Origin of the sequence: Nocardiopsis sp. NPDC006198 (genome assembly GCF_040613895.1) — a bacterium.
Lineage (GTDB): Bacteria > Actinomycetota > Actinomycetes > Streptosporangiales > Streptosporangiaceae > Nocardiopsis > Nocardiopsis tropica.
In genome coordinates this window covers 84,160-110,326 of record NZ_JBEXSY010000011.1, presented here as the reverse complement: position 1 = coordinate 110,326, position 26,167 = coordinate 84,160, and the positions used below count along the sequence as shown (strand labels likewise).

At 74.2% G+C, this 26,167-nt stretch carries 19 protein-coding genes; 8 read left to right on the top strand and 11 right to left on the bottom strand.

The window, feature by feature from the left end; all coding sequences use genetic code 11:
- The first annotated feature begins 21 nt into the window (after nucleotides 1–21).
- Entirely contained in the window at nucleotides 22–978 is a 957-nt protein-coding gene (locus tag ABZ234_RS10625; RefSeq protein WP_355011815.1) for a LysR family transcriptional regulator, read from the top strand.
- A gap of 19 nt (nucleotides 979–997) precedes the next feature.
- Here ABZ234_RS10625 and ABZ234_RS10620 read toward each other — a convergent pair whose 3' ends face one another.
- The 4 genes from ABZ234_RS10620 to ABZ234_RS10605 form a co-directional block, all read right to left on the bottom strand.
- A complete protein-coding gene (locus tag ABZ234_RS10620) occupies nucleotides 998–1,519 on the bottom strand; it encodes a PPOX class F420-dependent oxidoreductase (RefSeq protein ID WP_355011814.1) in 522 nt (173 codons plus the stop codon).
- Nucleotides 1,520–1,610: 91 nt separating this feature from the next.
- Nucleotides 1,611–1,940: a hypothetical protein gene (locus ABZ234_RS10615; protein WP_267946085.1), complete on the bottom strand. Its 330-nt coding sequence runs from the start codon at nucleotides 1,938–1,940 to the stop codon at nucleotides 1,611–1,613.
- A gap of 109 nt (nucleotides 1,941–2,049) precedes the next feature.
- The gene (locus ABZ234_RS10610; RefSeq protein ID WP_355011813.1) at nucleotides 2,050–3,294 is read right to left on the bottom strand and encodes a glycosyltransferase; all 1,245 of its coding nucleotides are present in this window, start codon (nucleotides 3,292–3,294) and stop codon (nucleotides 2,050–2,052) included.
- Nucleotides 3,295–3,310: 16 nt separating this feature from the next.
- Complete coding sequence (locus ABZ234_RS10605; protein WP_355011835.1) at nucleotides 3,311–4,207, bottom strand: DMT family transporter; 897 nt, start codon at nucleotides 4,205–4,207, stop codon at nucleotides 3,311–3,313.
- Between the two features lie 424 nt (nucleotides 4,208–4,631).
- Here ABZ234_RS10605 and ABZ234_RS10600 point away from each other — a divergent pair, with 424 nt between their 5' ends.
- Complete coding sequence (locus tag ABZ234_RS10600; RefSeq protein ID WP_355011812.1) at nucleotides 4,632–6,233, top strand: beta-N-acetylhexosaminidase; 1,602 nt, start codon at nucleotides 4,632–4,634, stop codon at nucleotides 6,231–6,233.
- Nucleotides 6,234–6,329: 96 nt separating this feature from the next.
- Here the strand turns inward: ABZ234_RS10600 and ABZ234_RS10595 are convergent, their stop codons facing one another.
- Both ABZ234_RS10595 and ABZ234_RS10590 read right to left on the bottom strand, forming a co-directional pair.
- A complete protein-coding gene (locus ABZ234_RS10595) occupies nucleotides 6,330–7,571 on the bottom strand; it encodes an alanine racemase (protein WP_355011811.1) in 1,242 nt (413 codons plus the stop codon).
- A 115-nt stretch (nucleotides 7,572–7,686) separates the two neighbouring features.
- Nucleotides 7,687–8,655 carry a glycerophosphodiester phosphodiesterase family protein gene (locus tag ABZ234_RS10590; RefSeq protein ID WP_355011810.1) on the bottom strand — a complete coding sequence of 323 codons (969 nt, stop codon included), beginning with the start codon at nucleotides 8,653–8,655 and terminating at the stop codon, nucleotides 7,687–7,689.
- Between the two features lie 255 nt (nucleotides 8,656–8,910).
- Between ABZ234_RS10590 and ABZ234_RS10585 the strand changes: the two genes are divergently transcribed.
- Together ABZ234_RS10585 and ABZ234_RS10580 are read left to right on the top strand one after the other, a co-directional pair.
- On the top strand, nucleotides 8,911–10,401 hold the full coding sequence (locus ABZ234_RS10585; protein WP_355011809.1) for a hypothetical protein: 1,491 nt from the start codon (nucleotides 8,911–8,913) through the stop codon (nucleotides 10,399–10,401).
- Nucleotides 10,402–10,811: 410 nt separating this feature from the next.
- Nucleotides 10,812–12,614 carry a gamma-glutamyltransferase family protein gene (locus ABZ234_RS10580; protein WP_344179415.1) on the top strand — a complete coding sequence of 601 codons (1,803 nt, stop codon included), beginning with the start codon at nucleotides 10,812–10,814 and terminating at the stop codon, nucleotides 12,612–12,614.
- Between the two features lie 428 nt (nucleotides 12,615–13,042).
- Here the strand turns inward: ABZ234_RS10580 and ABZ234_RS10575 are convergent, their stop codons facing one another.
- From ABZ234_RS10575 to ABZ234_RS10555, 5 genes are all read right to left on the bottom strand, one after another.
- Nucleotides 13,043–14,218: a C40 family peptidase gene (locus ABZ234_RS10575; protein ID WP_355011808.1), complete on the bottom strand. Its 1,176-nt coding sequence runs from the start codon at nucleotides 14,216–14,218 to the stop codon at nucleotides 13,043–13,045.
- Nucleotides 14,219–14,391: 173 nt separating this feature from the next.
- Entirely contained in the window at nucleotides 14,392–16,062 is a 1,671-nt protein-coding gene (locus tag ABZ234_RS10570; protein ID WP_344179418.1) for a bifunctional 3'-5' exonuclease/DNA polymerase, read from the bottom strand.
- Nucleotides 16,063–16,220: 158 nt separating this feature from the next.
- Complete coding sequence (locus tag ABZ234_RS10565; protein ID WP_355011807.1) at nucleotides 16,221–17,150, bottom strand: 2-hydroxyacid dehydrogenase; 930 nt, start codon at nucleotides 17,148–17,150, stop codon at nucleotides 16,221–16,223.
- A 159-nt stretch (nucleotides 17,151–17,309) separates the two neighbouring features.
- Complete coding sequence (locus ABZ234_RS10560; protein ID WP_267946095.1) at nucleotides 17,310–18,131, bottom strand: RNA methyltransferase; 822 nt, start codon at nucleotides 18,129–18,131, stop codon at nucleotides 17,310–17,312.
- Nucleotides 18,132–18,304: 173 nt separating this feature from the next.
- On the bottom strand, nucleotides 18,305–18,925 hold the full coding sequence (locus tag ABZ234_RS10555) for a hypothetical protein (protein ID WP_355011806.1): 621 nt from the start codon (nucleotides 18,923–18,925) through the stop codon (nucleotides 18,305–18,307).
- A 408-nt stretch (nucleotides 18,926–19,333) separates the two neighbouring features.
- Here ABZ234_RS10555 and ABZ234_RS10550 point away from each other — a divergent pair, with 408 nt between their 5' ends.
- The 4 genes from ABZ234_RS10550 (at nucleotide 19,334) to ABZ234_RS10535 (ending at nucleotide 26,107) form a co-directional block, all read left to right on the top strand.
- Nucleotides 19,334–21,076 (top strand): substrate-binding and VWA domain-containing protein, encoded by a 1,743-nt coding sequence (locus ABZ234_RS10550; RefSeq protein WP_355011805.1) that lies wholly within the window; start codon nucleotides 19,334–19,336, stop codon nucleotides 21,074–21,076.
- A 393-nt stretch (nucleotides 21,077–21,469) separates the two neighbouring features.
- A complete protein-coding gene (locus ABZ234_RS10545) occupies nucleotides 21,470–23,230 on the top strand; it encodes a substrate-binding and VWA domain-containing protein (RefSeq protein WP_267946098.1) in 1,761 nt (586 codons plus the stop codon).
- 282 nt (nucleotides 23,231–23,512) lie between these two features.
- The gene (locus ABZ234_RS10540) at nucleotides 23,513–24,160 is read left to right on the top strand and encodes a hypothetical protein (RefSeq protein WP_355011804.1); all 648 of its coding nucleotides are present in this window, start codon (nucleotides 23,513–23,515) and stop codon (nucleotides 24,158–24,160) included.
- A 75-nt stretch (nucleotides 24,161–24,235) separates the two neighbouring features.
- A complete protein-coding gene (locus ABZ234_RS10535) occupies nucleotides 24,236–26,107 on the top strand; it encodes a DUF2510 domain-containing protein (RefSeq protein ID WP_355011803.1) in 1,872 nt (623 codons plus the stop codon).
- The last annotated feature ends 60 nt before the right edge of the window (nucleotides 26,108–26,167 follow it).

Sequence of the window (26,167 nt, the reverse complement as noted above, 5' to 3'; positions counted from 1 at the left end):
TGCTGAGCGTAAGGTGTCCTTATGCTCGATCTCCGACGCCTGCACGTCCTCCGCGAGTTCAGCGTCCGGGGCACCATCGCGGCCACCGCGAGCGCCCTCGGCTACACGCCTTCCGCGGTCTCCCAGCAGCTGGCCAGACTGGAGCAGGAGACGGGTGTCGCGCTCCTGGACCGCTCCCCCAAGGGCGCCGAGCTGACCGACGCCGGACGGCTGCTCGTGACCCAGGCGGAGGAGATCCTGGCCCTGGTGGAGGCGACCGAGTCGGTGCTCGCGGAGCAGGCGGACGTCGCCCTCGGCATGGTGACCGTCACGGCGTTCCCGACCGCCGCCGTGGCGTTCGCCCCCCTGCTCGCCCCGCCGCTGCGGCGGCACGAGGGGATGCAGCTCGTCCTCCGGCAGACCCTGCTGTCGACCGGGCCCCAGAAGGTGCGGTCTCGGGAGGTGGACATCGCCCTGGTCGACGACTGGTCGGGGCAGCACCCCGGCCGGGGGCCCGACGGCGCGCTGCGCCACATCCACCTGCTGCGCGACCCGCTGGTGTTGGCGGTGCCGGAGGACCACAGGCTGGCGGACCCGGCCGAGCCGGCGACACTGGACCGCCTGCTCGGCGAGTCGTGGATCGTGGCTCCGCAGACCGAGCGATCGCGCTACGGAACGGACCGGCTCCTGGCCGAGGTGGGCGGGCTTCCCGCCACCACCTGGGAGTTCGAGGGCCTGGGGACCATCCTGAGCCTGGTGTCCCGGGGCATCGGGATCGCCGCCGTCCCGGCCCTGGCGATGGTGGGCTCCCCCGCGGGACTGGTCTGCCGGCGGCTCCCCGCGTCGGCTCCGGAGCGGCACGTGTACGCGGTGGTGCGCCCCGCCTCGCTGCGCAGGCCCGCGGTGCAGGTGACGCTGGCGGCGCTGCGCGAGGCCGCCCGGCAGGTCGAGCGGGAGCTCGCGGAGCTCGCGGAGGTCGCGGAGGTCGCGGACCTGTAGTCCGCTCCCCGGGACCGCGTCAGCCGGCGCCGGGCCGCCCGTGGACCGTCCTCCGCGAGGGGTACCGCTCGTCGCCCACGGGATCCCCCTCCGGGTTCCAGCTCCAGGAGACGGCCGGTGTGACGCGCAGGAACACGCCGGGACCGATCATGCCCGTCCGCTCGAACGGCTGCTCCGCGCGGCCGTAGAGCCGGATGCCCCGCGCGGCGAACGGTTCGGGGGACACCAGGTCGTCCACGACCGGCGCCACCCTGCCCGGCCCGTCGCCGAGGTCGCGGAACCTCCGGGTCCGGGTGACGGACGCCGCGCCCCCGATCCAGACGTGCGCGCCGTCGAACTCGAACGCCGCCGGGACGACGTCGGGCTGCCCTCCGGGACCGACGGTCGCCAGGCGCGCGAGCGGTCGGGAGCGGAGGTGGCCGGTCCCGGCTTCGGTGAACGACGCGGGCTCTCGACCTCCGGGCCCCTCGGCGGGGCCGTCGCGCGGACAGGACGGGGCCGGGACACGGGCCGCGCCGGACCAGGACCCGGGGCGCTCCACAACGGCGTGTGGCCCGGCCCTCCCGGGCCGGACCACACGTCGGTCGGATCGCGTTCGGCAGCCCCCCGGGGCTGCGACGCCTCGCACCGGTTCACTCGCCGCCGTCCCTGCCGCGGCTCCTGTCGATCCTGCGCCGCAGTCTGCGGCAGACGTGGAGCGCGCGGTCGCGGTCGTCCCGGGCGTTCCACCATCGAGCGTAGGCTTCCAGTCTGCGTTGTCTCAGCGCCTCCAGTTCGGCCTCCATCCGGGTCACCCTGTGCTCCAGGTCGATCCGCTCGCGCTCGAACGACGACATGTCGCGCTCATGGAACCCCGCCTCCCTCTCGGCGTCGGCGAGCCGAGCGGAGAGGGCCTCGGCGGCGTTCCCGCCGCGGGCGGTCCGGCTGCGGCCGGCCTGTCCACTGATGCCTTGGAACCACACAGTGTCTGGTGTTTCCCGAAGGGCCCCAACATCACCGTTCGCCACGCAAAGAATACGGAAAGTGGCAAAAGGTTCAAGTTTCCCTTTTTGGACATACAGCCCAATTGACTCACACCGCGACCGGGCGCGCGGAGAACTCCCTCTCCGCCCTCAGCGGTACGGGGGTGGCCCCCTGGAGACGCACGTAGACCGACTCGAAGCGCTCCAGCGACCGGTGGTGGTCGTGCCGCAGGGCGATCTCGCGGCTGGCCTCGCCCAGGGAGCGGCGGGTCCGCTCGCTCCCGAGGACCGAGAGCAGCCGGTCCGCCAGGCTCTCCGGGTCGCCCGGCGGGAAGAGGAACCCGTTGCGCCCCACCTCCACCAGGTGCGGCAGCGCCATCGCGTCGGCGGCGACCACCGGCAGGCCGGTGGACATCGCCTCCAGTGTGGCGATGCTCTGGAGCTCGGCCACGCCCGCTATCGCGAACGCGTCACCCGCCGCGTACACCAGCGGAAGGTCCTCGTCGGGGACGAACCCCAGGAAGAACACCCGGTCCGCCACCCCCAGCTCCGCCGCCAGTGCCCGCAGCTCCTGCTCGCGCGCCCCGATCCCCGCCAGCGCCAGCTGGGCGTCCCTCTCCGGAAGGATCCGCGCCAGCGCCCGGATCGTGTCGTCGATCCTCTTCTCCGCGTCGAGCCGCCCCACGAACACGACCGTGTCCCGGTCCGGGAGGCCGAACCTTGCCCTCGCCGCCGACCGCTCCCGCGGCCGGGGGTGGAAGCGCTCCAGGTCGATCCCGCACGAGACGGCCTCGACCTCCCGGGCGAACCCCTTCTCCCTGAGGAGTTCGGCCGCGCGGGGCGTCGGCGTCGTCACGTGGTCGGCCTCCCCCGCCGCCCGGACCATGTCCTTCCACGCCAGCGCCCCCACCGCCGACTGCATCGACCGGGGCACCCGGGCGTGCGCGTACAGGTTGTCCGGCATGAAGTGGTTGGTCAGGACCACCGGGATGCCCTCGGCCCGGCCGCGGTGCATCGCCGACCGGCTGAGGGTGAAGTGGCTCTGCGCGTGCACGACGTCCGGGTCGAAGCGCCGCAGGAGCCTGGTGATGTGCCCGCCCATGCCCAGGGGGACCGCGGCCCGCATACTGGGCTGGAAGGGCAGGCGCGCGGAGCGCAGGCGGTGCTCGGTGACCGCCCCGTCGACCGTCACGTAGGGGTCGCCCACCTCGGAGGGGCACACCACGTGGACCCGGTGCCCGCGGCCCGCGAGCCCCTCGGCGAGGCGGTGGGCGAAGTACCCGGCGCCGTTGACGTCGGGCGGGTACGTGTCGGTGGCGATCAGGACACGCAGCGGGCGACTGGGCTCGGCCATGGTGGGTCTCCTTCGTTCAACGTGTACGGGTACGGACCGTCGTCCCCGAGTACCTCCGGCCGTCCGGGGCCTCGGGGTTGCGGTGGCGCGCCTGCGCCAGCGCGATGGTGCCCGCGATCGCCAGCACGCTGAAGGCCAGCGCTCCGATCCGGGCCACGGGGGTCTCCGGCGCGCCCTCCCCCAGGAGGACGGCGCCTATCGCCACGCCGACGACCGGGTCGGTGATCAGGAGGGTCGCGTAGGCGGCGGAGAAGTGTCCCGTGCGGTAGGCGTTCTGCATCAGCAGGGCGCCGAAGACCGCCGTGACCACGGCGAGCAGGGTCAGCCAGCTGACGAGCCGGGTCCAGTCGTCGACCGCGTTCGCGGTGACCACCCGGGCCAGGCCGGAGGTGGTCCCCAGGGCCGCGCCGCCCGCGAGGGCGAGGAGCAGGGCCCTGACACCGCTTTTCATCCAGTGCGCGGTCAGGTAGACGAGGAGGCCCGCGCCGACCGCGGTCCCGGCGAGCACGAGGGCCGTGGAGGTCGGCAGGACGGGGACGTCGGAACCGTGCGGGAAGAGGAGCAGGACCCCGGTGAGGCCCACCATCACCGCGACCCCGGCGACGACCTGGGACATCCCGACCCTCTGGCGGTTGAACACCGCCGACAGGACGATCGCGAACAGCAGACCGATCACGCCCAGCGGCTGGATGACGGTCAGCGGCGCCCCGCTGAGGGCGATGAGGTGGAGGCTCGACCCGAGGACCGCGGCGGCGCTGCCGATCAGCCAGCGGGGCTGGCGGAGCAGGTGCAGCAGGAACCCGGCGCGGGCGACCTGCCGGCCGGGGGCCCGGACGGCGTCGCGCTCCTGGAGGGCGGAGCCTAGCGCGAGGCTGAACGCCCCCGTGACGGCGATGAGGACGGGCCAGAACATCACCTGGACCACCCGCCGCGCTCAACGGGTGTCCCCCGCCTCTCCGTCATCGCCGCATCCCCTGACGCTCGGTCCCGGCCCGGATCGTGGAACACCGGGCATGACCAGAACAGTACGAACGGGAGGGGTGTCCTGGCGATAAAGCCAACCCCCCTCCGTCGGTAGTGCCCACCCCACTGCGCGACGGGTCCTTGCACGCGCTGTGCCTCTTCTGCGACGGTTTTCGGCGCCTTCGTACCGCCTCGCCTGTTTCTACGTCTCCCGCAAAACACGGAGTGTTAAGAGCCATGCAGGGTCAAGACTGGGTATGGGGCAGGCGCGAACAGCCCTCCCCGGAGGACCGATTGACGCCGGGGGTGTGTTCGGGAGAGGCCCCGTGGCACTATGTCCGTGATTGGTCTAGACCGGATAGGAGCAGTTCGCCGTGCCCGACACCCCAGCCTCATCCCCGACCCCCCTCCCCGTGATCCCCCGCCCCTCCCGGACGGAGTCCGGTGGCCCGGGGGGCCTCACCCTCACCGCCGCGACCAGGGTCTCCGCCGACGCCGAAGCCCGGGGCACGCTCACGTGGCTCCAACGTGAACTCGGCGCGGCCACCGGGCTCCCCCTCGCCACCGGCGACGAGGCCAGCGCGCAGATCCGCCTCAGCGTCGACGCCCGGGCCGGTCTGGGAAGGGAGGGCTACCGGCTGATCGTGGACGGCGAGGGCGCCATCATCGTCGGCAACGACCCCGCCGGGGTGTTCTACGGAGCGCAGACCCTGCGCCAGCTCCTTCCGCCCGACGCCTTCCGCAGCGCCCCCCTGAGCGGCGCCGTGTGGATCCTGCCCGCCGTGAGCGTCACCGACGCCCCGCGCTTCCGGTGGCGCGGCGCGATGCTGGACATCGCCCGCCACTTCTCCCCCAAGCGGGAGATCCTGCGGTTCATCGACCTCCTGGCGATGCACAAGCTCAACGTCCTGCACCTGCACCTGACCGACGACCAGGGCTGGCGGATCGAGATCCGCCGCTACCCGCGGCTCACCGAGGCCGGCTCCTGGCGGACCGAGAGCCAGCTGGGCGCGGGCAAGCCGCCCGAGTTCGACGGTCGCCCCCACGGCGGCTTCCTGACCCAGGACGACATCCGCGAGATCGTCGCCTACGCGGACGCACGCCACGTCGCGGTCGTCCCCGAGATCGACGTGCCCGGCCACTCCCAGGCGGCCATCCACGCCTACCCGGAGCTGGGGGAGAGCGGCCTGATCCCGGTCGGGACCCGGTGGGGCGTCTTCGACGAGGTCCTCGCGGTGACCGACAACGTGCTGGAGTTCTACAAGAACGTCTTCGACGAACTCCTCGAACTGTTCCCGAGCACCTACATCCACGTGGGCGGCGACGAGTGCCCCAAGACCCAGTGGAAGAACAGCGCGTCCGCGCAGAAGCGGATCAAGGACGAGGGGCTGGCCGACGAGGACGAGTTGCAGAGCTGGTTCATCCGCCAGTTGGACGACCACCTGACGGCGCGCGGACGGCGGCTGCTCGGCTGGGACGAGATCCTGGAGGGCGGTCTGGCCCCGGGCGCGACCGTGATGTCGTGGCGGGGCGAGGAGGGCGGCATCGCCGCCGCCCGCGCCGGGCACGACGTGATCATGAGTCCCACCGCCACCTCCTACCTCGACTACAAGCAGTCCGAGTCCGAGGACGAGCCGATCCGGGTGGGGACGCTGCTGCGGACCGAGGACGTCTACACCGCCGGGACGGTCCCCCCCGGCCTCACCGAGGAGGAGGCCGCCCATGTGCTCGGTGCGCAGGTGAACGTGTGGGTGGAGCACATCGACACGCCGCGCAGGCTCGACTACATGGTGTTCCCCCGGCTGTCGGCCTTCGCCGAGAAGGTGTGGTCGGCGGGTGAGCGCGACTACGCCGAGTTCGAGCCCCGGCTGGAGCGGCACCTGGAGCGGCTGGACGCCGTCGGGGTGGAGTACCGGCCGCTGGACGGGCCTCGGCCCTGGCACACCCGCCCCGGGGTCCGCGGCTGGGGGGAGTAGCTCCCCGCCGGGCCCGTCCGCCGACGCCGCGCGCGTCCCTGCGGTCGTCGGCCCCGGCCTCCGTCCGCCACGCGGCGGACGGGGGCCGGGCGCCGGTCAGAAGTAGGTGGCGACCGCGTCCACGACGGTGTCGGCGTCGTCCACCACCGGGATGACGTGCCAGCGGTCGAACGCGGTGCACGGGTGCGAGATGCCGAACGAGAGCAGGTCCCCGGGACGGACGCCCAGCTCCGGCGGGACCCGCAGGTAGGCGTGGTGGTCGTTGAGGTCGGTGATCTCGACGCCCTCCGCCGCCTCCGCTCCCCCGTCCGCGCGGCGCAGCAGGCGCGGGACGGGGAACCCCTGGTCGTAGTTGGCCTCCCGGCGCCCCAGTGCGGCGATCGCCAGCCCCCTCTCCGGCGTCGAGGTCACCTGGGCCCACAGCTCCAGGGCGCCCGCGAGGGCCCCGGGCCCCTCGGGGAGGCGGTTGTAGGGGGTCGTCCTCCTGTACAGGCCGTCGTCGTGGGCGACGTAGGCCCCGCTGCGGAGGACGGGGATGTACTCGATCCGGCCGCCCATCTCCTCCGCGACCAGGTCGAACCACGCGCTGCCGCCCACCGAGACGATCGGCTGGCCCACCCCGAGCGCGTCCGTGAGGGCGGCGGCGTCGCCGGAGAGGTCCCGGAGGAACCCCCGGACCGCGTCCGCGTCGCCCAGCGGCCCCTCGTAGCCGGCGACGCCCGCCAGGGCCAGCCCCGGCGCCTCCTCGACCGCGCGCGCGACGGCGAGGACCTCCTCGCGGGTGCGGCAGCCGGTCCGGCCGCCCGGCACCCCGCGCTCCACCAGGATCCGGAGGGGGCGCCCGCCCTCCCGGCCGGCGACGGAGCGGGCGGCTGCCGCGACCCCCTCGGCCGAGTCGGCGTAGAACAGGAACTCGAAGCCGGGATCGGCCGCGGCCTCGTCCGCCGCCCAGCGCAGGACCTTCCCGTCGAACAGCTGGTTGGCGAGCAGGATGCGGCGGACCCCGAACCGCCTGAGGTCCAGGACCTGGTTGGCGGTGGCGGCGGTGACGCCCCACGCGCCCGCGTCCAGCTGGCGCTGGATGAGGGCGGGTGCCATGGAGGTCTTGCCGTGCGGTGCGAACAGCAGCCCGCCCTCGCGGGTGAAGTCGGCGAGCGCGGTGATGTTGCGGTCCAGCGCGGAGGCCCTCAGGACCATCAGCGGCCAGGTGAAGGGACCCGTGAACAGGTTGTCGCGGCGGGCCGCGAACTCCTCCAGCGTGATGGGCCCGCCCGGCCACCACAGCCCCTTGGTCCGCCAGTCGACGTGTTCCTGGGGGATGGTCAGCCGGTCGCTCACGTCGCCTCCTGCGCCAGTGCCGCGCGCCGGGGGCGACCCGTCGGGTCGCCCCCGGCGCGCCGGTTCGGTGTGGTCCGGACCGATCATGCCATCGGCGGCGGCGCGGCCACCAGGGTCAGTAGCGGACGAGTGCCGGCGCCGGTGTGGCGGCCCTGTCGATGGCGTCGCGCCCTCCGTTGAAGTCGGCGATCGCCCGCTGCCCCGTGTCGGGGAAGTCGGTGATGAAGCCGTCGACGCCGAGGCCGAGGACGTGGTCCATGCGCTGTCTGTCGTTGATGGTGTAGGGCATGATCTCCAGGCCCGCGTCCTGGACCCGCTGGACGTAGGCGGCGTCGATGGTGGTGTGGTTGGGGTTGATCATGTGTGCCCAGGTGAACTCGCCGATGCGCGCCTCGGGCACCCGTCCCAGGAGCGCGTGCGGGACGGACGGCAGCAGGGACTTGGAGCGGCGGACCGAGTCCCAGTCGAAGCTCTGCACGATGAGCTTGCGGGGCTCCCAGGCCGGGTTGTGCTCCAGCCAGGTCCGGCGCCCGGCCAGCTCCTCGGCGACCGCCCGCTCGATGCCGGGGTAGAGCGCCGGTTCCTTGACCTCCAGGAAGAGGTTGAGGTCCAGCCGCTCCAGCCGGTCGAGCGCCTCGTCGAAGGTCGGGATCCGCTCCCCGGTGAAGGAGGGCGCGAACCACGACCCCGCGTCGAGCCTCTTGATCTCCCTCAGGGTGAAGTCGCCGACGAGGTACGGGCTCCGGTCCGGGAAGACCGACTCGACGTTGGTGGTCCGGGCCAGCGTGGTGTCGTGCAGGAGCACGATGTGGTTGTCCGCCGTGCGCTGGATGTCGATCTCGACCGTCTCCGCCCCCAGCTCGTCGGCCGCGTCGAGTGCGGCGAGCGTGTTCTCCGGGGCGTGACCGGCGGCTCCCCTGTGGGAGACGGCGATCAGAGGACGTGTGGGGGATGCGTGCTGGACCTCGACGACGCTCCGGCTGCCCGTCCCCGCGGGGTCGAGGGCCGGTGCTGCGGGCGAGGCGCTGGCACTGACTGCAACGAAGAGTGAAACGGCTCCGACGACGATCCCGATGCGGTGCACCGGACCTCCCAGGTGAGCGTGAACAGGCCGACTGCTTCCTCAGGGTGAGCGCGCATGGTGACGGGGCGGTGACCGTGTGCAGAGCATTCGGTGATCCGCGGCCCATCATCTGGTGGTGAAGTGGCACCCAACACCACGTCTCACCCAGTGCATCCCTTTGATTACTTCATGTGTCATTTTTGACCACAGGGTCCCCCCATAACTACCCAGAGTCCTGAGATCATCACCTTCAGTAGTCGATTGGAAGGAACTCTCATGCGCAAGCACCACACGGGGTGGGTCGCGCTGTTCGGCGCCGCCGCCATCGCGACGTCGGGGCTGGTCGGTGTCCCCGCCGCGTCCGCGGACGCGAGGGACGGAGGAGGCCTGAGCTGGCCGCTGGTCAGACAGGGGACGTCCTCGTACAGCCTCGACGGCTTCGAGATCGCCTACCTGCCCCCGGGGCTGGAGCGGTACGGGATCCACGCGTCCTCCACCACCGACCGGCAGGGCGTCCGCCAGTCGCAGATCTCCTGGGTCCAGGGACCCGACCAGCTGTACGGCCGGGTCTCGGTGATCCGCTCGGAGCGGGTGCAGGAACTCGACGACCTCCGCGAGAGCCGCTACACCCACCTGGCCGACAAGGGCCTGGAGCGGCTCGCGGCCGGCGAGGGCTTCGGGCGCGAGGCCTACCTGTCGGAGTCCACGGGCGACCTGTTCTGGCTGGAGCGGCCGGGCGTCGCCGTCACCACCCACCTCCAGCCGGAGCGGTGGGACCGCGGTGAACTGCTCGAGATGGCCGGATCCGTGACCGAGGAGTCCGGTTCGCCTGAGGCGCCGACGGCGGGGGTCCCCGAGGCTCCCGCCGAGGAGCAGCCGCAGGAGGCGCCGGCGGCGGAGGCTCCCGCCGAAGAGGCTCCCGCCCAACAGGCGCCCGCAGAGGAGGCTCCCGCCGAGGAGGCCGCCGCGGAGGAAGCTCCCGCCGAGGAGGCTCCCGTCGAGGAGGCCGCACAGCAGGTCGAACCCGCGGAGGAGGTTCCCGCCGAACAGGCGCCCGCAACGGAAGCCGGGAACTCCGGGGAGGCGGTGGCCCCCGCCGAGGAGGCTCCGGCGGACGACGCGGTGGAGGCCGCCCCGGTCGCGAACCCCGGCGCTCCGCAGGCGCCCGGGTCCGAGGAGGCCCCGGTCGGGGGAGCCCAGGAAGCTGTCGGCCAGGAGCCCGCCGGGAGCTCGGACGAGACCCCGGCGCAGACGCCCGCCGACACTCCCGTGGCGGCCGAACTGCCCGAGGGCGCCGAGGCCCGCCGGGTCGAGGAGTGCGTCCTCGACCGGTTCGTGGACTTCGGGTCCGGCGCGACCGAACCGGTCGGCGCCCGGCTGCCCCTGGCCGAAGGGGAGTTCGTGGAACAGGCCCTGACCAAGGACCAGCTCACCGCGGAGGACCGCGACCGGCTGCTCGCCACCGTCTGGAACCACGGCGAGGAGGACGCCAAGACCGGTGCCGTCGACCACTGCGCCGGGGAGCTCCGCCTGGATCCCGTCCAGGTGGAGGGCGTGATCGGCGCGGTCGTGGAGAGGGTCGGCGACCTCCTCCAGGAGCCCGCCCAGGAGGCGGGCCCGGCCGTGGAGCAGGTGTCGGACGGGAGCGGCGCCCAGGAGGGCGCCGCCGCGGACACGGGCGCCGAGCCCGTCGACCCCGTCGACGCCCAGGAGTGGGAGGAGATGTGGGCCTCGCTGCCCTGGAAGTTCGAGGCCGGCAGCGCCTGACCACGGCCGTCCCGGGGCGGCCCGGACCGGCCGGAGGGCCGGCCGGGACCGCCCCGGGACGAGCGGGGCCAGGGCGGGGCGGAGCGGTCGGCGCCCGGCGCCGGACGGGTGCCGGGCAGCACGGTGCGGACGCCCCGTGGGGACCCCCTACGTCAAGTCAACCCGGGGCCGGTGCGATGCACGAGCCCCGGGTTCCTTCTGTGGACGACGCGGGGAGGAGGACCGCGGACCTGTGGACGGTCCCTCCCCGACCCCCTCGGGCGGGAACATCCCATGATGTACCGTCACCTCCATGTCGGCGGCCGGGCGACCACGGCCGACCGCCCCGTCACCGCCCCCGTCCGGGGCTCCCCGGCCCAGGACACCGATGGCGACCGCCATCCCCCACCCCCGAGGAAGGGCCCGCTCAGATGCCCGGTTTCACCACACGTCCCCAGCTCCGCGGCGATTTCGGGATGGTCGCCTCCACCCACTGGCTGGCCAGCGCCACCGGCATGTCCCTGCTCGAACGCGGGGGCAACGCCTTCGACGCCGTCGTCGCCGCGGGTTTCACCCTCCAGGTCGTCGAGCCCCACCTCAACGGCCCCGGCGGCGAGGTCCCCGTCGTCTTCCAGGCGGCGGGCGCGCAACCCCGCGTGCTGTGCGGACAGGGCGTGGCGCCGGCCGCGGCGACCATCGAGGCCTACGGGGGCATGGACCGCATCCCGGGCAGCGGCGTACTCGCCGCCACCGTGCCCGGCGCCTTCGACGCCTGGATGCTGCTCCTGCGCGACCACGGCACGATGACCGTCCGCGACGTCCTCGACCACGCCATCGGGCTGGCCGAGCGCGGCTACCCCGTCCTGGACCGGATCGCCGCGGCCGTCACCGCCCTGCGCCCCGTCTTCTCCCGGCACTGGGCGGGTTCGGCCGCCGTCTACCTCCCCCACGGAACGGCGCCCGCGCCCGGCTCCCGGCTTCGCAACCCCGCACTGGCGGCCACCTACCGCCGGATCGTCGCCGAGGCCGAGGGGGTCGGCGGCGACCGCGAGGAGCAGATCGAGGCGGCGCGCAGGGCCTGGTCGCAGGGCTTCGTCGCCGGGGCGGTCGGCGAGTTCCTGGCCTCCCCCGTCCCCAGCGGCACGGGCGAGCCCCAGCGCGCCCTGCTCACCGCCCAGGACATGGCCGACTGGAGCGCCTCCTACGAGGATCCGGTCGGCGTCGCCTACGGGGCCCACACCGTGCACAAGACCGGCCCGTGGGGCCAGGGCCCCACCATGCTCCAGCAGTTCCGGCTGGCGGAGGCCCTGGGCACCGGCCACGACGTCCGCGACGGGATCAGCGCCGACTTCGTCCACCGGGTGGCCGAGGCGGCCAAGCTCGCCTTCGCCGACCGCGAGGCCTGGTACGGCGACCCGGACTTCACCGACGTCCCCCTCAAGGAGCTGCTCGGCTCCGACTACACCGCCGGGCGCGCCGCCCTGGTCGACGACGCCCGCGCCAGCATGGAGCAGCGGCCCGGCCGCGTCGGCGCCCGCTCCCCGTTCGAGCCTCCCCTGTACGTGCCCGGCCGGACCCCCGGCGACCGCACGACCGGGGAGCCGACCGTACGCGACGCGGCCCTCTCCAACCCCGCGGACCTGCGCGGCGACACCTGCCACGTGGACGTCGTGGACTCCTTCGGCAACATGGTCTCGGCCACCCCCAGCGGCGGCTGGCTCAGCAGCTCCCCCGTCATCCCCGACCTCGGCTTCCCGCTCGGCAGCAGGGCCCAGATGTTCTGGCTCGACCCCGACTCCCCCAACGCCCTGGCCCCGCGCAAGCGCCCCCGCACCACCCTGTCCCCGACCCTGGTCACCAGGGAGGACGGGCAGGCCGTGCTGGCGATCGGCACTCCGGGCGGCGACCAGCAGGACCAGTGGACGTTCACCGCGCTGCTGCGCATCCTCAACGGGGTGGACGATCTCCAGGAGGCGCTGGACACACCCATGTTCCACACCAACGCCTTCCCGAGCTCGTTCCACCCGCGCGAGACGGTCCCGGGGGACCTGGTCGTGGAGCCCGGCGTCGGCGAGGACACGATCGCGGACCTGGTGGCACGCGGGCACCGGGTGCAGGTCGCGCAGCCGTGGTCGCTGGGGCGGCTGGCGGCCGTGGCCCGCGACCCCGACACCGGCGAGCTGCGCGCGGCCGCCGACGCCCGCGCGTCGCAGGGGTACGCGGCGGGCCGCTGACACGGAGGGGGACACGGGGCGGCGGCCCACGGGACGGCGCCGGCCGCGATGTGGTCCGGGTGCGGATTGAGAGCGCTTGCCTGCCTTGATCTGGCCTCTTGCCAAATCGTCCGGTCACTGCTTATGTAGACCTGTGCAGCGGATCCCCGGGAACTCCCGGAGTGCCCTCCGCCGCAACTCGGAACCATTGAATACGGGGTTCGCGCGCTGTCTCCCCCTCCCTCAGCGACGGCCCTGTTCCCCCTCCTGACCGAGGCCTGCCTTCCCCTCCCGGCTGGGTTTTTCGGACAAGGAGAAAAGAGTGGGCCGTGGTGCCGCCGGCGCGGTGGCACCACGGCCCACTCCTGCTTTTCCCGGTGTGCCGCATTTCCCTCGCACCCGAGGGATTTCCCCGCCCGGGCCGATACCGGACGGGGAAATCCCGGGAATCACGCGTTGACGCGCACCGCGCCGGCGTAGTTCCGGGTCCGCACCGGCGTGACGCGCACGTCGAGGCCGGTCCGCGGGGCCTCCAGCATCATGCCCTCGCCGAGGTAGATGGCGACGTGCGAGATGTAGTCCGGCGCCGTGGGGTCGGACCGCCAGAACAGCAGGTCGCCGCGCTGGAGGTCCTCGTACTCCACGCGCTCGCCGGCGTTCCACTGGTCGTGGGTCACCCGGGGGATGCTCACCCCCGCCTCGCGGAACGCCCACTGGAGCAGCCCCGAGCAGTCGAACCCGACGTCGGGGGTGGTGCCGCCCCAGACGTAGGGGACGCCGAGCTGGGTCTCGGCGTTCGCGATGACCTGTTCGATCACCGTCGAGGGCACGGCGTCGCCGTCGACGAGGGGTTCGGGGGCGTCCGCGACGAGCTGGAGCGAGGCGTCCTCCCCGAGGGCCTCCTCCAGGGCTTCGTGCAGGTCCCACAGGTCGGCGTCGGGCGCCGAGACCACCAGGGCGTTGCCCTCGGGCATGCCGAGTTCGGCGGCGCGCTCCCGCGACACGAGCGCGTCGATGCCCGCGATGCCGGAGGTGGCGTGCGTCCACACCTCCACGGGGATCTCGCCCCGCCCGCCCGCGACGGTGACCTCGCTGCCGACCTCGAGTCCGCGTTCGGTGCCGACGTCCCTGGAGAGAGCTATGCGGCCCTCGGCCACGCCCTGCCAGACCTCGTCGGACTCGGCGGAGGGCTCGGGCGCGTGGTTGCGGAAGCTGGAGGGGGAGACGCCGAGGACCGAGGTGGGCTCGCCGTCGATCTCGACGCGGGCCGCGTCGACCGCCAGGGCGGCCTCCACGCCCTCGACGGCGCGGACGGCGGCGACGGCCTCGCGTGGCAGCTCGCGCGGGGAGACGGCGAAGTACTCGACGCTGCGCGCCTCGCGGAAGGGGGCCACGTAGGCGTCGCGTTCGAGATCGGCGACGTCGGCGACGTCGGGGGGCCGGGGGTCGGCCCCGCGGTCCTGTCGGGGGTCGGTGCCGCTGGGGGCGTTGAGGGAGAGTTGCTCGCTGACGGGGGGACGGTCCTCGACCACCGGGTCCGCCCAGGCAGGGCTGGCTCCGAGGGCGGTGAAGGCGACCGCGAACGCGACCGTGGTACCCGTACACGTTCTGAAACGGCTCCGCACGGGGAGATCTCACCTTTCTGTGAGCCACCCGGGGTGTGGGGGACCCCTGAGGCGCACGGGCTGTCTTTCCTTGCCGATGGTTACCGCGTCCAAGAATGGGCGCACCAGGACGAGTTTGCAAGAAGCCCACGCCGTCCGGTGGTGGACGCCCAGGTCCCGGCCTCGCGGGCATTCTAGAGGTGCGCGTAGTTGTCCGTGACGACCGTCGCGAGGGGAAAGCGTACGGGGGTCTCCCCGAAGAGCGTCGTCCGGGTCTGCGCCTCCGCGTCGGCGACCGCGCGCACCGCCTCGTCCGCCAGTTCGGCGGGCACGTGCAGGACGACCTCGTCGTGGACGAAGAAGACGATGCCGCCGCCCTCCGGCATGTCCGGCAGGCGCCGGCGCAGCGCGGCGAGCAGCACCAGCGCCCATTCCGCCGCGGTGGCCTGGACGACGAAGTTGCGGGTGAAGCGGCCGTGGGCCCGTCTGCGGCGGTCGCCGCCGGGGCCCGAGACGGCGGCGGCCCAGTCGTCCGGGGCGGGCGAGGTCCGGCCCAGCCAGGAGCGGACCACTCCGCCGCCCTCCCCCGTGCGTGCGGCGGAGTCGACGTGGTCGAGGGCGCGCGGGTAGAGGCGGCGCATGGTGGCCAGCAGGGGCGCGGCGTCGCCGGAGGTCTGGCCGTACATGGCGGAGAGCATGCCGATCTTGGCCCGTTCGCGGTCTCCGCCCACGTGCACGGCGAGGCGGGCGTAGAGGTCCTCCTCCGCGGCGGCCGCGGCGAGCGCGTCGTCCCCGGAGACGGCGGCGAGCACGCGCGGTTCGAGCTGCCCGGCGTCGGCGCGGACGAGCACCCAGCCGGGGTCGGACCGGACGGCCCCCCGCACCGACTTGGGGATCTGCAGGGCGCCGCCGCCCCGGGTGGCCCAGCGGCCGGACACGACGCCGCCGACCACGTAGTCGGGGCGGAAGCGGCCGAGCCGTTCGCCCCGGGGGCCGGGGCGTTCGCCGACCCAGGTCTCCAGCCAGGCCCAGCCGTTGGCCGAGTGCAGCCGGGAGAGCTCCTTGTAGCGCAGCAGCAGGGGCACGACGGGGTGGTCGACCTGCTCCAGCACCCAGGACCGGGTGGACTCCACGGGGTGGCCGATCCACGCCATGGCCTTGAGGACCTGGGCCGGCGAGTCGGGGTTGACCTCGCGGCCGACGGCGTCGCCGATGCGGGCGGCGAGGTCGGCCAGCACGGGCGGGCGCCGCCCGGCCGGAGGGCGGGGCCCGAGGATGTCGGTGAGGATCCGGTCGTGGACGTCGGGCCGCCAGGGCAGGCCGTCGTGGCTCATCTCCGTGGCGGCGAGCCCTCCCGCGGACTCCACGGCCGTGAGCAGGCGCATCCGCCCGGGGTCGGGGAGGTCGGCGATACGGCGCAGCTGGTCGCCGTGCACCTCGACCAGGGCGGCGAGGCGGTCGGTGCCGGGGGGCAGGGTGGAGCGGTCGGCCTCGAAGAGCGCGGGCTGGGCCGCGGCGCCCTCGCCGAGCGGCCGGACCGGATCGGCGGGGACGGGCAGCCCGTGCAGCCTGGCCCACGCCGCGCCGAGGGAGTGCGCCTCACGGTGGCGCACCTGGTGGCCGAGGAGGAGTGCCTCGGTCAGGGCCGCGTCGTGGCAGCGGGAGACCCGGACGCCCGCCCTGACCAGGTCGGGGTAGACGTCCTCCCCGGCCGACCACACCCACCGGGGCGGCTCGGGCCCCGCGTGCTCGGCGGCGCGAACGGCGGCGGCGAGGTCGGCCACACGCCGGACGGGTCCGGGGACGGCGTCCAGTTCCTGGAGCCAGCCGCCGCCCTCGCCGTCGGCGACCACTGCGATCCGCATGCTCCCATTCTGGTCGCGACCGCCGACATTCGGCCGTCTCCGCCGCGGTCGCCGTGTCGGCCTCCCCTCCCAGGGGAGGGGCCGCCGCCGCGCCTCCGGCACGGGGCCGCCGGGTCCGGGGCCGCCCGTGCCGCACCGGTACGGCCCCGGCCGTAGCGCTAGCGGCCTCCGTCCCCGGCCCGGACGACGTTGGCCAGGGGCTCCCCCGCGGCCCAGTGGGAGAGCTGGGCGTCCATGAAGGTCCGGGCACGGGGGTAGAACGCGGCGGAGCCGCCCGCGACGTGCGGGGTGACGAACACCCCCGGCGCGTCCCACAGGGGGTGTTCCACCGGCAGGGGCTCGGGGTCGGTGACGTCGAGGGCGGCGCGCACCCGGCCGTTCTCCGCCAGCAGGGCACGGGTGTCCAGGACGGGGCCCCGCCCCACGTTGACCACGAGCGCGTCGTCGCGCAGCAGGGCGAACTCGGCCGCGCCGAACAGGCCGCGGGTGGCCTCGGTGAGCGGGGTGACCAGCACGACGACGTCGACGTCCGGCAGCAGGGCGTGCAGCTCTCCGGCCCCGTGCACGCCCTCGTCGGGGCGCGCCCGGCCGGCCACGCGCACGACCTCGGTCTCGAAGGGGAGGAGCCTCTGCTCGACGGCCCTGCCGATGCTGCCGTAGCCGACGATCATCACGCGCGAGTCGGCGAGGGAGCGCAGCGGGACGGACTCCCACCGGTGGTCCCTCTGCGCGACCGCCCACCTGGGCAGGTCGCGCTGGGCGGCCAGGATCAGGGCGAGGGTGTGCTCGGCGGTGCTGGCGTCGTGCAGGCCGCGCCCGTTGCACAGGGTCACGTGGTCGGGGACCAGGGGCAGGACGTGCTCGTAGCCCGCCGAGAGGAGCTGGACCACCTCCAGCGAGGGCATCCGCGAGATCACGTCGAGCCGCTCGTCGACGCCCTGGGAGGAGGGGGTGTAGGGCACCTGATAGAAGGCGACCTCGTCGAGCCCGGCCTCGGGGGCGCGTCCTCCGGCGTAGACGTCCACCGTCAGGGAGGCCGGGGCGCCCTCCCTGTTCTGTTCCCACTGCACCAGTGCTCGGCCGCCCATGTCGCCGCATCCTCTCCCTCGGTCCGTGTCACCGGCCACCCTAGTGTCCCGGGTCGCCCGAAGTCCGATGGTGGGACGAATCACACGTCCACCGACCCCGTTCTCGCGCCGTCCCCGGGGTGCGGCGCGCGGACGGAGAGGAGGCCGGGCCCTCCGGGCTCACGGGCGTGCGCCGCGCGCCAGTTCGTAGCAGGCGATGGCCGCGGCCGCGGTGACGTTGAGGGAGTCGACGTCGCGGTCGGCCATCGGGATGTGCACCCGTGCGGTGGCGCGCTCCAGCCAGCGCGCGGACAGCCCGTCGCCCTCGGTCCCCAGCAGCAGGCCGACCCTGTCGCCGGGGGCGAGGGCGGCCATGGCGTCCCGGATCGGCAGGGAGCCCTCCCCCGGGGTGAGGGCCATGAGGTGGAACCCGGCCCCGCGCAGGGTGTCCAGGCCGCCGTGCCAGTCGTCCATGCGGGTGTGGGGGAGGGTGAAGACCGCGCCCATGGACACCTTGACCGACCGCCGGTACAGGGGGTCGGCGCAGCGGGGCGCGAGGACGACGGCGTCCACCCCCAGGCCAGCGGCGCTGCGGAAGATCGCGCCGACGTTGGTGTGGTCCACCAGGTCCTCGAGCACGACGATGCTGCGGGCGTCCCGCAGGACCTCGTCGAGCGGGGGCAGCGCCCTGCGGTGGAAGGCCGCCAGCGCGCCCCGGTGCAGGTCGAACCCCACGAGGCGCTCCGCGGTCTCCTCGGTGACGACGTACAGGGGGGCTCCGGAGCCGGCGACCACGTCGTCGAGGGCCTCGGCCCGGCGCTCGGTGAGCAGGAAGCTGCGGGGCCGGAACCCGGCCGCGGCGGCCCTGCGGATCACCTTGTCGCCCTCGGCCATGAAGAGGCCGTGCTCGGCCTCCAGGTGGCGGCGCAGGTTCACGTCCCGCAGGCGGGTGTAGTCGGCCAGGCGCGGGTCCCCGGGGTCACTGACCTTGATGACGTCCATGGGACGGGATTATCCCCTGCTCCGGGACGCGGGTCCGACCCGGGCGGCGGGCCGCCCGCCCCGGAGGGGTCTGCGGCCCCGGCCGCGCGGAGGCGCCGGGCGCCGCGGGCCGGACCGGCCGCCGGCGCGCAAGGGGTACCGGGCGGGCCGGGGTCCGGGCGGTGCGGGAGGGGTCAGCCGATCTGGTCGGTGAGGGCGCGCAGCCGCTGCCAGCGCGCCTCCTCGCAGGAGCCCTTGCGGGTGAGCGTCGTCTCGACCTCCTGGCCCTCCCAGGTGCCCACGACGGTGGCCTCCTCCTGGCCGTACACCTTGTCGGTGCAGACGGTGCCCTCGCCGACCTCGGTGAACAACTGCTCCCCGCCCGGGTCCGCGGCGGTGGTGGGCTCGGCCTCGATCCCGGCCAGGGCCTCCTCCGGCTCCTCCTCGGAACCCTCCGCGCCCTCGGTCCTGCCCTGGAACTCGACGGCGGCCAGGGCCAGGTCGGCGCAGGTGGCCGGGTCCTCCTCGACGACGCCGGTGCAGCGCAGCGTCTGCACCCAGGCGCGGTCGCGGTCGCTCAGCTGGATCTGGAGGTAGCCGACCGGCCCGGGCTCCGCCACCTCCTCGGGCTCGGGCTCGGGGACGGCCGGGCCGGCGTCGGGGGTCATCGCGGTGGTGGCCTGCACGTCCTGCGGCGGCATCATCGACGGACCGACGACCACTCCGTAGGCGATCGCGCCGACGCAGCAGGCGCCGGCGAGCATGGCGGTGCCGATGGTGCCTCGGCTCCGGTGGTCACGGTGCGATGGGGACATACCAAAAACCCTCGGGGGTCGGTTGGTCACGAGTCGTCCACCGGGGAGTGTGAGTCGGGGTGGACGCCAGGGGCGGGGCCCAAGCTTAGCGGGCGGTGCGGAGCACTCCTCCGAGAGCACCGTAACAAAGCGATCACCCCGATCCGGCGTCTCCGGGGCTCCCGCGCCTCCGGTCCGCCCCTTCCGCTTCACCGTTACCAACGAGTAGGGTCCAGGTGAAGAATCGTTCGCACCCCAGGGCGCGGTCGTTCGTCTCCACCCTGTGGGACGCCGGCCGACGCGCGATGGTTCGCCCCTTTCCCCTACCGCGGGTGCGGGACGCCACCCCCGCGGCCTCCCCTCGCACCCACCCGGCTTCCGGGCGGCCGCCGGTCGGAAGCCGGACACCGCCACACCCCCGGAGTGCCCGTGTCCAGTGGACGCCACCGCCATCCCTCCCCGACCGGCCGGACCGCCCGCGGTGCGTTCAGGTCGCCGCTGGGGATCACCGCCGCCGTCGTCGCGATCGTCGCCGTCGCCGCGATCGCGGTTCCGGTCGCCCTGAACTCGCTCGGTTGCGGCGAAACCCGCTACCTGCGCGTGTCGGCGACCCAGAGCATCGCCCCCGTGCTGCGGGAGGCCGCCACCGAGTTCAACGCCGACCGTCCCGGATACGGCGGCGCGTGCGTGTACGCGCAGGTGGACGAGATCGCTCCGCACCGCATCATGACCGCGCTGACCGGCGGGCGGGCGGCCGACTCCACCATCGCCCCGCACGTGTGGGTGCCCGAGTCGTCGGCCTGGGTCGAGCTGGCCCGCGTGTCGGGGGGCGGGACCCCCGGCATCGGGACCGATCCGCCGTCCCTGGCGTCCTCCCCGGTGGTCCTCGCCGCCCCCGAGCGGACCGAGGGCATGCCCGACCCCGACGACACCAGCTGGACCGCGGTCCTGCCCGACGGCCGGGAGCCCGACCGCCCGCTGGTCATGGTCGACCCCAACCGCGGGGCCGACGGGATGACGGTCATGCACGCCGTGCGCCGCCACCTGGGCTCCGGGGACGGGGCGGACACCGCCATGACCGACTTCGTGCGCGACGTGCAGACGGACAGCGCGTTCGGCGAGATCGACCTCGCCACCTTCTACACGGGGTCGGAGGCCTCCGCGGAGCGCCCGGACCCGGTGATCGTCGTCCCCGAGCAGGCGGTGGTGTCCTACAACCAGGACCGCGCGGAGTCGGCGCCCCAGCTGGCCGCCCACTACCCGGCCGAGGGGACGGTCAGCCTCGACTACCCCTACGTCACCACCACCGACGAGGAGGCGCTGCGGTCCGCGGCGGCGGACCTGTACGAGGTGCTGCGCGACGACGCCTACCGCTCGCGCCTGCGCGACCTGGGATTCCGCGACCCCGACGGAAGGGCCTCGTCCGCCCTCGCCGGCCGGCCCGGGCTGATCCCCGAGGAACCCGCCACCCACGAGGACCTGACCGGGGACGCCCTGCTGGCCTCGGTCACCGACTGGAACCGTCTGTCGATGCCCAGCCGCACACTGGTCCTGGCCGACGTCTCGGCCAACATGGCGGACGACCTCGACGGCGCCGGCGGACCGACCCGTATGGAGGCCGCCCTCCAGGCGGCCCTGCTGGGCCTGTCGATGTTCCCCGACGAGACCGACATGGGCCTGTGGCTGATGTCGGACGCGTACGGGGAGGAGGGCCGCGAGGAGTCCGCCGACATGCACCGGCTGGGCACCTCGGACGGCGACGGGGACTCGACCCGCCGCCAGGAGCTCACCTCCGTCGCGGAGGGCGTCGAGGTGCGCGGCGGCGGCTCGCGCCTGTACGACAACATCCTGGCCGCCTACGACGAGGTCCAGGACGCCTACCACGAGGACAAGATCAACAGCGTCATCCTGCTCACCGCCGGGCAGGACGAGGGATCCAGCGACATCTCGCACGCGGAGCTCGTGGCGGCGCTGCAGGACCGGTTCGACCCCGAGCGGCCGGTCAGCATGTTCATCATCGCCTTCGGTTCCCAGGCGGAGGAGGCGGAGCTGAGGCAGGTCGCCGACGCGACGAGCGGCTCGGCGTTCGTGACCGACGACCCGGACGAGATCGGCGACATCTTCCTCAGCTCGATCTCACGCCGGCTGTGCGTTCCCGACTGCGACAACTGAGGCCGTGCCCGTGTCGGCGCCGGTCCGGGGCGCTCCCCGGACCGCGTCGGCGACGACAGCGCCCGATGGTCTCGATTGGATATCGGAATCGGGTTTCGGCCGGAGCACTCCGGAAAACCCTGCTCCCGGAACGGCCGCCCGATATCCCGGGGCGAACGGCACTGAGCTGAGGTTCACCCCCGGTACACCCCCGCGTCGACCGTCCGCCACCGGCCCGCCCGGCCTCCACCCGGTCCGGGCGGTTGAGTACCGTTCCCACCAGTAACACACCGGTGGCCGGTTCGCTCCCGAGGCGGACCGGTACGCGCGGCCCGTCCGGACCGGTCGCCCCCGAGCCGACATGTCTCCCCCTGTACGGCACCCCCGTCCGTACACCACCCCGTGAGGAAAGCTGTGGGACGTCACCGCGGAAGATACGCAGAAGAGCCCTCCAACCGGGCCAGGCGCCGGCGCGGCCGGGGCGGGGCCTTCGTGGCCCTGGCCGCCGCCCTGGTGATCGTGCTCGGCCTCACCGCCGCGGGCGTGTACATGTTCGGCGAGTCCGACGGATGCGGCGGCTCCGACATCGCGCTCGACGTGGCCGTCAGTCCCGAACTCGCCCCCGCAGTCGACCAGGTCGCCTCGGACTTCAACGCCGGGGAGAACCGGGTGGACGGGCGCTGCGTCCGGGCCGAGGTGCGCCAGGTCGACTCCGCCAACGTCGCCTACCAGATCACCGGTTCGGGAGCCACCATGGGCGACACCGAGTCCGACGTGTGGATCCCCGACTCCTCCATGTGGCCCCGTCTGGTCCAGAGCCAGGCCGGGGACGCCGTCATCACCGAGACCGGCACCTCCGTGGCCCGGTCCCCGCTGGTCCTGGCCGAACTCGCCGAGTTCGCCGACGGGGAGGCCGCCCTCGCCTGGGCCGACGTCATCCCCACCTCCGCCCCCGGGGAGGCGTCCGAGCGCAGCGTGCGCGTCGTCGACCCCGCCCGCAGCTCCACCGGCCTGAGCACCCTCTCCCTGCTGCAGTCCGCGCTGGAGCGGTCGAGCCCCGACGCCGACACCTTCAACGCCCACATGACGGCCGCCCTCCAGGCACTCCACCAGGGGGCCTCCTCCGACGAGGACGCCGCGTTCCTGGCCCTCAGCGGCGGCCAGGCCGACTCGCCGCCCGCGATGGTGATGTCCGAGCAGGCCGTGTGGCGCTACAACGCGGCGCACGAGGAGGCCTCCGCCCGCGCCAACTACCTGGAGGGCGGCACCTACTACCTCGACTACCCGTACGTGGTGCGCAGCGAGGACAGCGACATCACCCGTGCCGCCGAGGTGTTCCGGGAGGCGGTGCGCTCGGACGAGGCCCTCCCCCACCTGCTCGCGCAGGGGTTCCGCGGCCCCGACGACCAGATGGACCCCGCCGTGCTCACCGAGGACGTCGGCTTCACCGAGGACGCCCCGGAGGAGCTGCCCGTCCCCTCCGACGGGGCCGTCACCGATCTGACCCGGTCGTGGAACCAGCTCAAGATGGACTCCCGGGTGCTCGCGATCGTGGACGTCTCCGGGTCGATGCTCGCCGAGGTGCCCGGGACGGGGATGACCCGTATGCAGGTGACGGGCGCGGCAGCGACGGAGGGCCTCCAGATGTTCACGCCCACCTCGGAACTGGGCCTGTGGGAGTTCTCCACCGACGTCAACAACAACCTGCACTACCAGGAGCTGGCGCCCGTCCGCGAACTCCAGGCCACGGGGGACGGCGGGACCGAGCACCGCGACGCCATCGCCGGCGCGCTGGCCGGGCTCCGGCCCCGCCCGCAGGGCGACACCGCGCTGTACGAGACCTACCTGGCCGCCTACCAGGAGATGTCCCGTACCTACCGGCCCGACCGGACCAACGTCATCCTCATGCTCACCGACGGGGACAACGACAACCCCGGCGGCATGGAGCTCGACGAGCTGATGACGCAGATCGACGGCATGGCGAGCCCCTCGCGCCCCATCCCGATCATCACGATCGCGTTCGGGCCGGACGTGCAGAACCTGGAGCCGCTCCAGGAGATCGCCGCCGCCACGGGCGGCGCCGCGTACATGACGGAGGACCCCACCGAGATCGGCGACATCTTCCTCCAGGCGTTCTCCCTGCGGCTCACCGAGGACGACCCCGGGGCCGAGTAGCGGCCCCCGCCCCGGCGGGGCAGGGGCGGCCGTGCCCGGTACGGACCGCGTCCGGGCCGCCCCGCGCACGGCCCCCGGCGTGACTGGGGGTGACAAGACCCTGTCCTAGGGCGAAGGGGATATGGACTTCTCCCCCGGGTTGGCGTACTCAGGGAGGGGCCGGGGAACGCCCCCCGGCGCCCGGCCCCTCCCCCGGGGCGCGTGCCCCGCGGCCAGCGTGCCCGGGCCGTCCGGCCCGTCCGGCGTCGGGCCCGGCCACACGACGACCCGATTGGGAGTGCCATGGCGAAGGCGTGGATGCCCGGTGCCGCGAGACTCGACGGCGGGGCCACCCGAACACCCCCCGGCACCGGGGCCCCGCGCGCCGTGTGGACGGTGACCGGCTCCGACCCCGGTTCGTGGTCCGCGCACGAGGAGGCGCGACGGCTGGTGGACGAGGGCCGCGCGACGCACCTCGTCTGGAACCCGCTGACCGGCGAGACCGTCCAGACGCTGGCGGCGACCAGGCGCGTCGGTGTGCAGCTGGGCGGCACCGACCTGTACGAGCAGCACCTCGACCACGGACACGAGGGCCGGGTGTGCCTGGTGGTGTCGGTGGTGGCCTTCCGGGAGACCCCGTTCACGGACGGGCCGATGGTCGGCCTGGCCCCGCTGCTGCTGTGGCTGGACTCCTGGGGGGTGCGCCGTGCGTGGCCCGCCGGCCGTCCCGGGTCCGAGGGCCCCAAGGCCGAGGTCGCGGCCCGCGCGTGGGCCCGGGGCGGCCACTTCGGCCACGACCAGGTCCCGGGCTCCTCCGCCAAGGGGCCGGGGAGGCTGGACACCGCCTGCCTGCTGTCGGCGGGGGCCCGCCCCGACCGCCCTGCACCGGGAACAGACACCGCGGGGCAACTCTCGGCAACGCCCCGAGCACGAAGGGCGACGAGCTCGTGATCCGCACACCACCGGGCACGTGGGACCGGGTACCACTGGTCGAGCGCCGCTCCGCCACCCCTTAGTCTGTCGCCCATGGGTGGATCTATCGAGCCGGGTTGGTACGCGGACCCGCGAGGCGACGCGCAGACGCTCAGATGGTGGAACGGCGACGAGTGGACGCGGCATACCCGTTCCCTGAGCGAACTCCAGGGCGGTGCCGACGGCCAGGACGACGAGGGGGCCGCCACCGCGTTCCTGGGCGCTCCCGACCGGGGGGGTTCCGCCGCCCCGGACGAGGAGGAGGCCGGGACCGTCCGGCTGGGCTCCGCGGCGGCGGCGCCCGCTCCGGTCGAGGACGAGCCCAGCACCATGCGGATCGACCCGTCGTGGGTCCAGGGCGCCTCCGGGCCCCCCGCCCCGGTGGACGACGAGCCCAGCACCATGCGCATCAACCCCTCCTGGGCCCAGGACGCCTCCAGCCCGTCCGACCCGACCCCGGCGTCCCCCACCCCCGCGCCGATCGGCGAGGACCCCGGCACCGTGCGCATCGACCCCTCCTGGGCCCGGAGCGCCTCCGCCCCAGCGGCCCCGGCCCCGGTCGGCGAGGACCCCGGCACCGTGCGCATCGACCCCTCCTGGGTCCACGGCGCCTCCGATGACGAGACCCCCACCGCCGACGTGCGCGGCCCCGGCGCGGACGAGGAGCCGACCGCCGACCTGAGCGGCGTCGGCGCGACCATGCGTGTGGGCCCCGGCGACATCTCCGGCCGGGACCAGGACGAGACGCCCACCGCGGACCTCGGCGACGACGACATCCCCACGGCCAACCTCACCGACGACGACATCCGCCCCGCCCCGCAGACGGCGGTGTTCACCCCCTCCTCCGAGGCCCCCGGCACCGCCGTGTTCACGCCGTCCGCCCCGGAGCCGTCCGGAACCGCGGTGTTCGACCCCTCCGACCCGATGTTCTCGGGCACCGGGAACAACGAGGACTCCGAGGGCAAGGGCGGCAAGTTCAACAAGTTCCTGGGCAGCCTCAAGGAGGGCTGGGCGGACCTGTCCGAGGAGCGCAAGGAGCAGCGCCGCCAGGCCGAGGAGGAGGCCGCCAAGCAGCGCGAGGAGGAGCGCGTCCGCAAGGAGGCCGAACTCCGGGAGGAGGCCGCGCGCCGCGCGGAGGAGCAGGCCCGCAACCCCCAGGCGCAGCCCCCCGGCCAGGCGCCGGGCGCCGCCGCGGCCGTGCCCGGCGAACCGCAGCCCGGGCAGCCCTGGCCCTCGCCGGCTCCGGACCAGCAGGCCCAGGGGTACGCCCCCGGACAGCAGCCGCCGGGACAGCAGGTCCCGGGAAGCCAGTCCTCCGGGGCGCAGCAGGCACCCGCGCAGCAGTATCCCGGCGTCCCGCCCCTCTCCGGTCCGCAGCCGGGGCACGCCGTTCCGCCGGGCGCCCCCTCCGGCCCGTATCCGAGCGGCTTCCCGCCGCACCAGCGGTCCGGCCCGCAGATCCCGCCGTCGGGCCCCCAGCCCGGCTTCCCCCCGGCGCACCACCAGGGCGGTTACCCGCCGCCCGGGTACCCGCCGCAGCAGATGGGCAACCCGAACATGGGCGGACACCCCCACCAGGGTCCCCCCATGCCGCCCCCTCAGCACATGAACCGCCCTCCCCAGGGCCCGCCGCCCGGATACCCCCGTGCCGGCGTGTCCGGCGGGCAGCCGCCGATGGGCGGGGGCCACCAGCAGCGGGGGCCGGGCCGGCCGCCCGGCGGCGGCCTGTACCCGCAGCAGCCCCCGCAGGCGCCTCCGCAGCCGCAGAGGAAGAAGAAGGGCGGCTGCGGACGCGGCTGCGGCTGCGGCTGCTTCTTCTTCCTCCTGATCCTGGTGGTCGTCCTCGGCCTGGCCTACGTCCAGTTCTGGGGCGTCTACGACTGGATGGACGCCGTCTTCGGCGTCAGCGGCCTGGTCTGGGACTGACCCGGCCCCAGGGGCGGTCGGGCCACGGGCCCGGCCGCCCCTTCGTCATCCCCGGCACTT

What these genes read in the sequence shown, in the direction of transcription:
- ABZ234_RS10625 (WP_355011815.1), top strand. Translation starts at nt 22, where the DNA reads ATGCTCGATCTCCGACGCCTGCACGTCCTCCGCGAGTTCAGCGTCCGG.
- ABZ234_RS10610 (WP_355011813.1), bottom strand. Translation starts at nt 3,294, where the DNA reads ATGGCCGAGCCCAGTCGCCCGCTGCGTGTCCTGATCGCCACCGACACG.
- ABZ234_RS10605 (WP_355011835.1), bottom strand. Translation starts at nt 4,207, where the DNA reads ATGTTCTGGCCCGTCCTCATCGCCGTCACGGGGGCGTTCAGCCTCGCG.
- ABZ234_RS10585 (WP_355011809.1), top strand. Translation starts at nt 8,911, where the DNA reads ATGCGCAAGCACCACACGGGGTGGGTCGCGCTGTTCGGCGCCGCCGCC.
- ABZ234_RS10580 (WP_344179415.1), top strand. Translation starts at nt 10,812, where the DNA reads ATGCCCGGTTTCACCACACGTCCCCAGCTCCGCGGCGATTTCGGGATG.
- ABZ234_RS10570 (WP_344179418.1), bottom strand. Translation starts at nt 16,062, where the DNA reads ATGCGGATCGCAGTGGTCGCCGACGGCGAGGGCGGCGGCTGGCTCCAG.
- ABZ234_RS10565 (WP_355011807.1), bottom strand. Translation starts at nt 17,150, where the DNA reads ATGGGCGGCCGAGCACTGGTGCAGTGGGAACAGAACAGGGAGGGCGCC.
- ABZ234_RS10560 (WP_267946095.1), bottom strand. Translation starts at nt 18,131, where the DNA reads ATGGACGTCATCAAGGTCAGTGACCCCGGGGACCCGCGCCTGGCCGAC.
- ABZ234_RS10555 (WP_355011806.1), bottom strand. Translation starts at nt 18,925, where the DNA reads ATGTCCCCATCGCACCGTGACCACCGGAGCCGAGGCACCATCGGCACC.
- ABZ234_RS10540 (WP_355011804.1), top strand. Translation starts at nt 23,513, where the DNA reads ATGGCGAAGGCGTGGATGCCCGGTGCCGCGAGACTCGACGGCGGGGCC.
- ABZ234_RS10535 (WP_355011803.1), top strand. Translation starts at nt 24,236, where the DNA reads ATGGGTGGATCTATCGAGCCGGGTTGGTACGCGGACCCGCGAGGCGAC.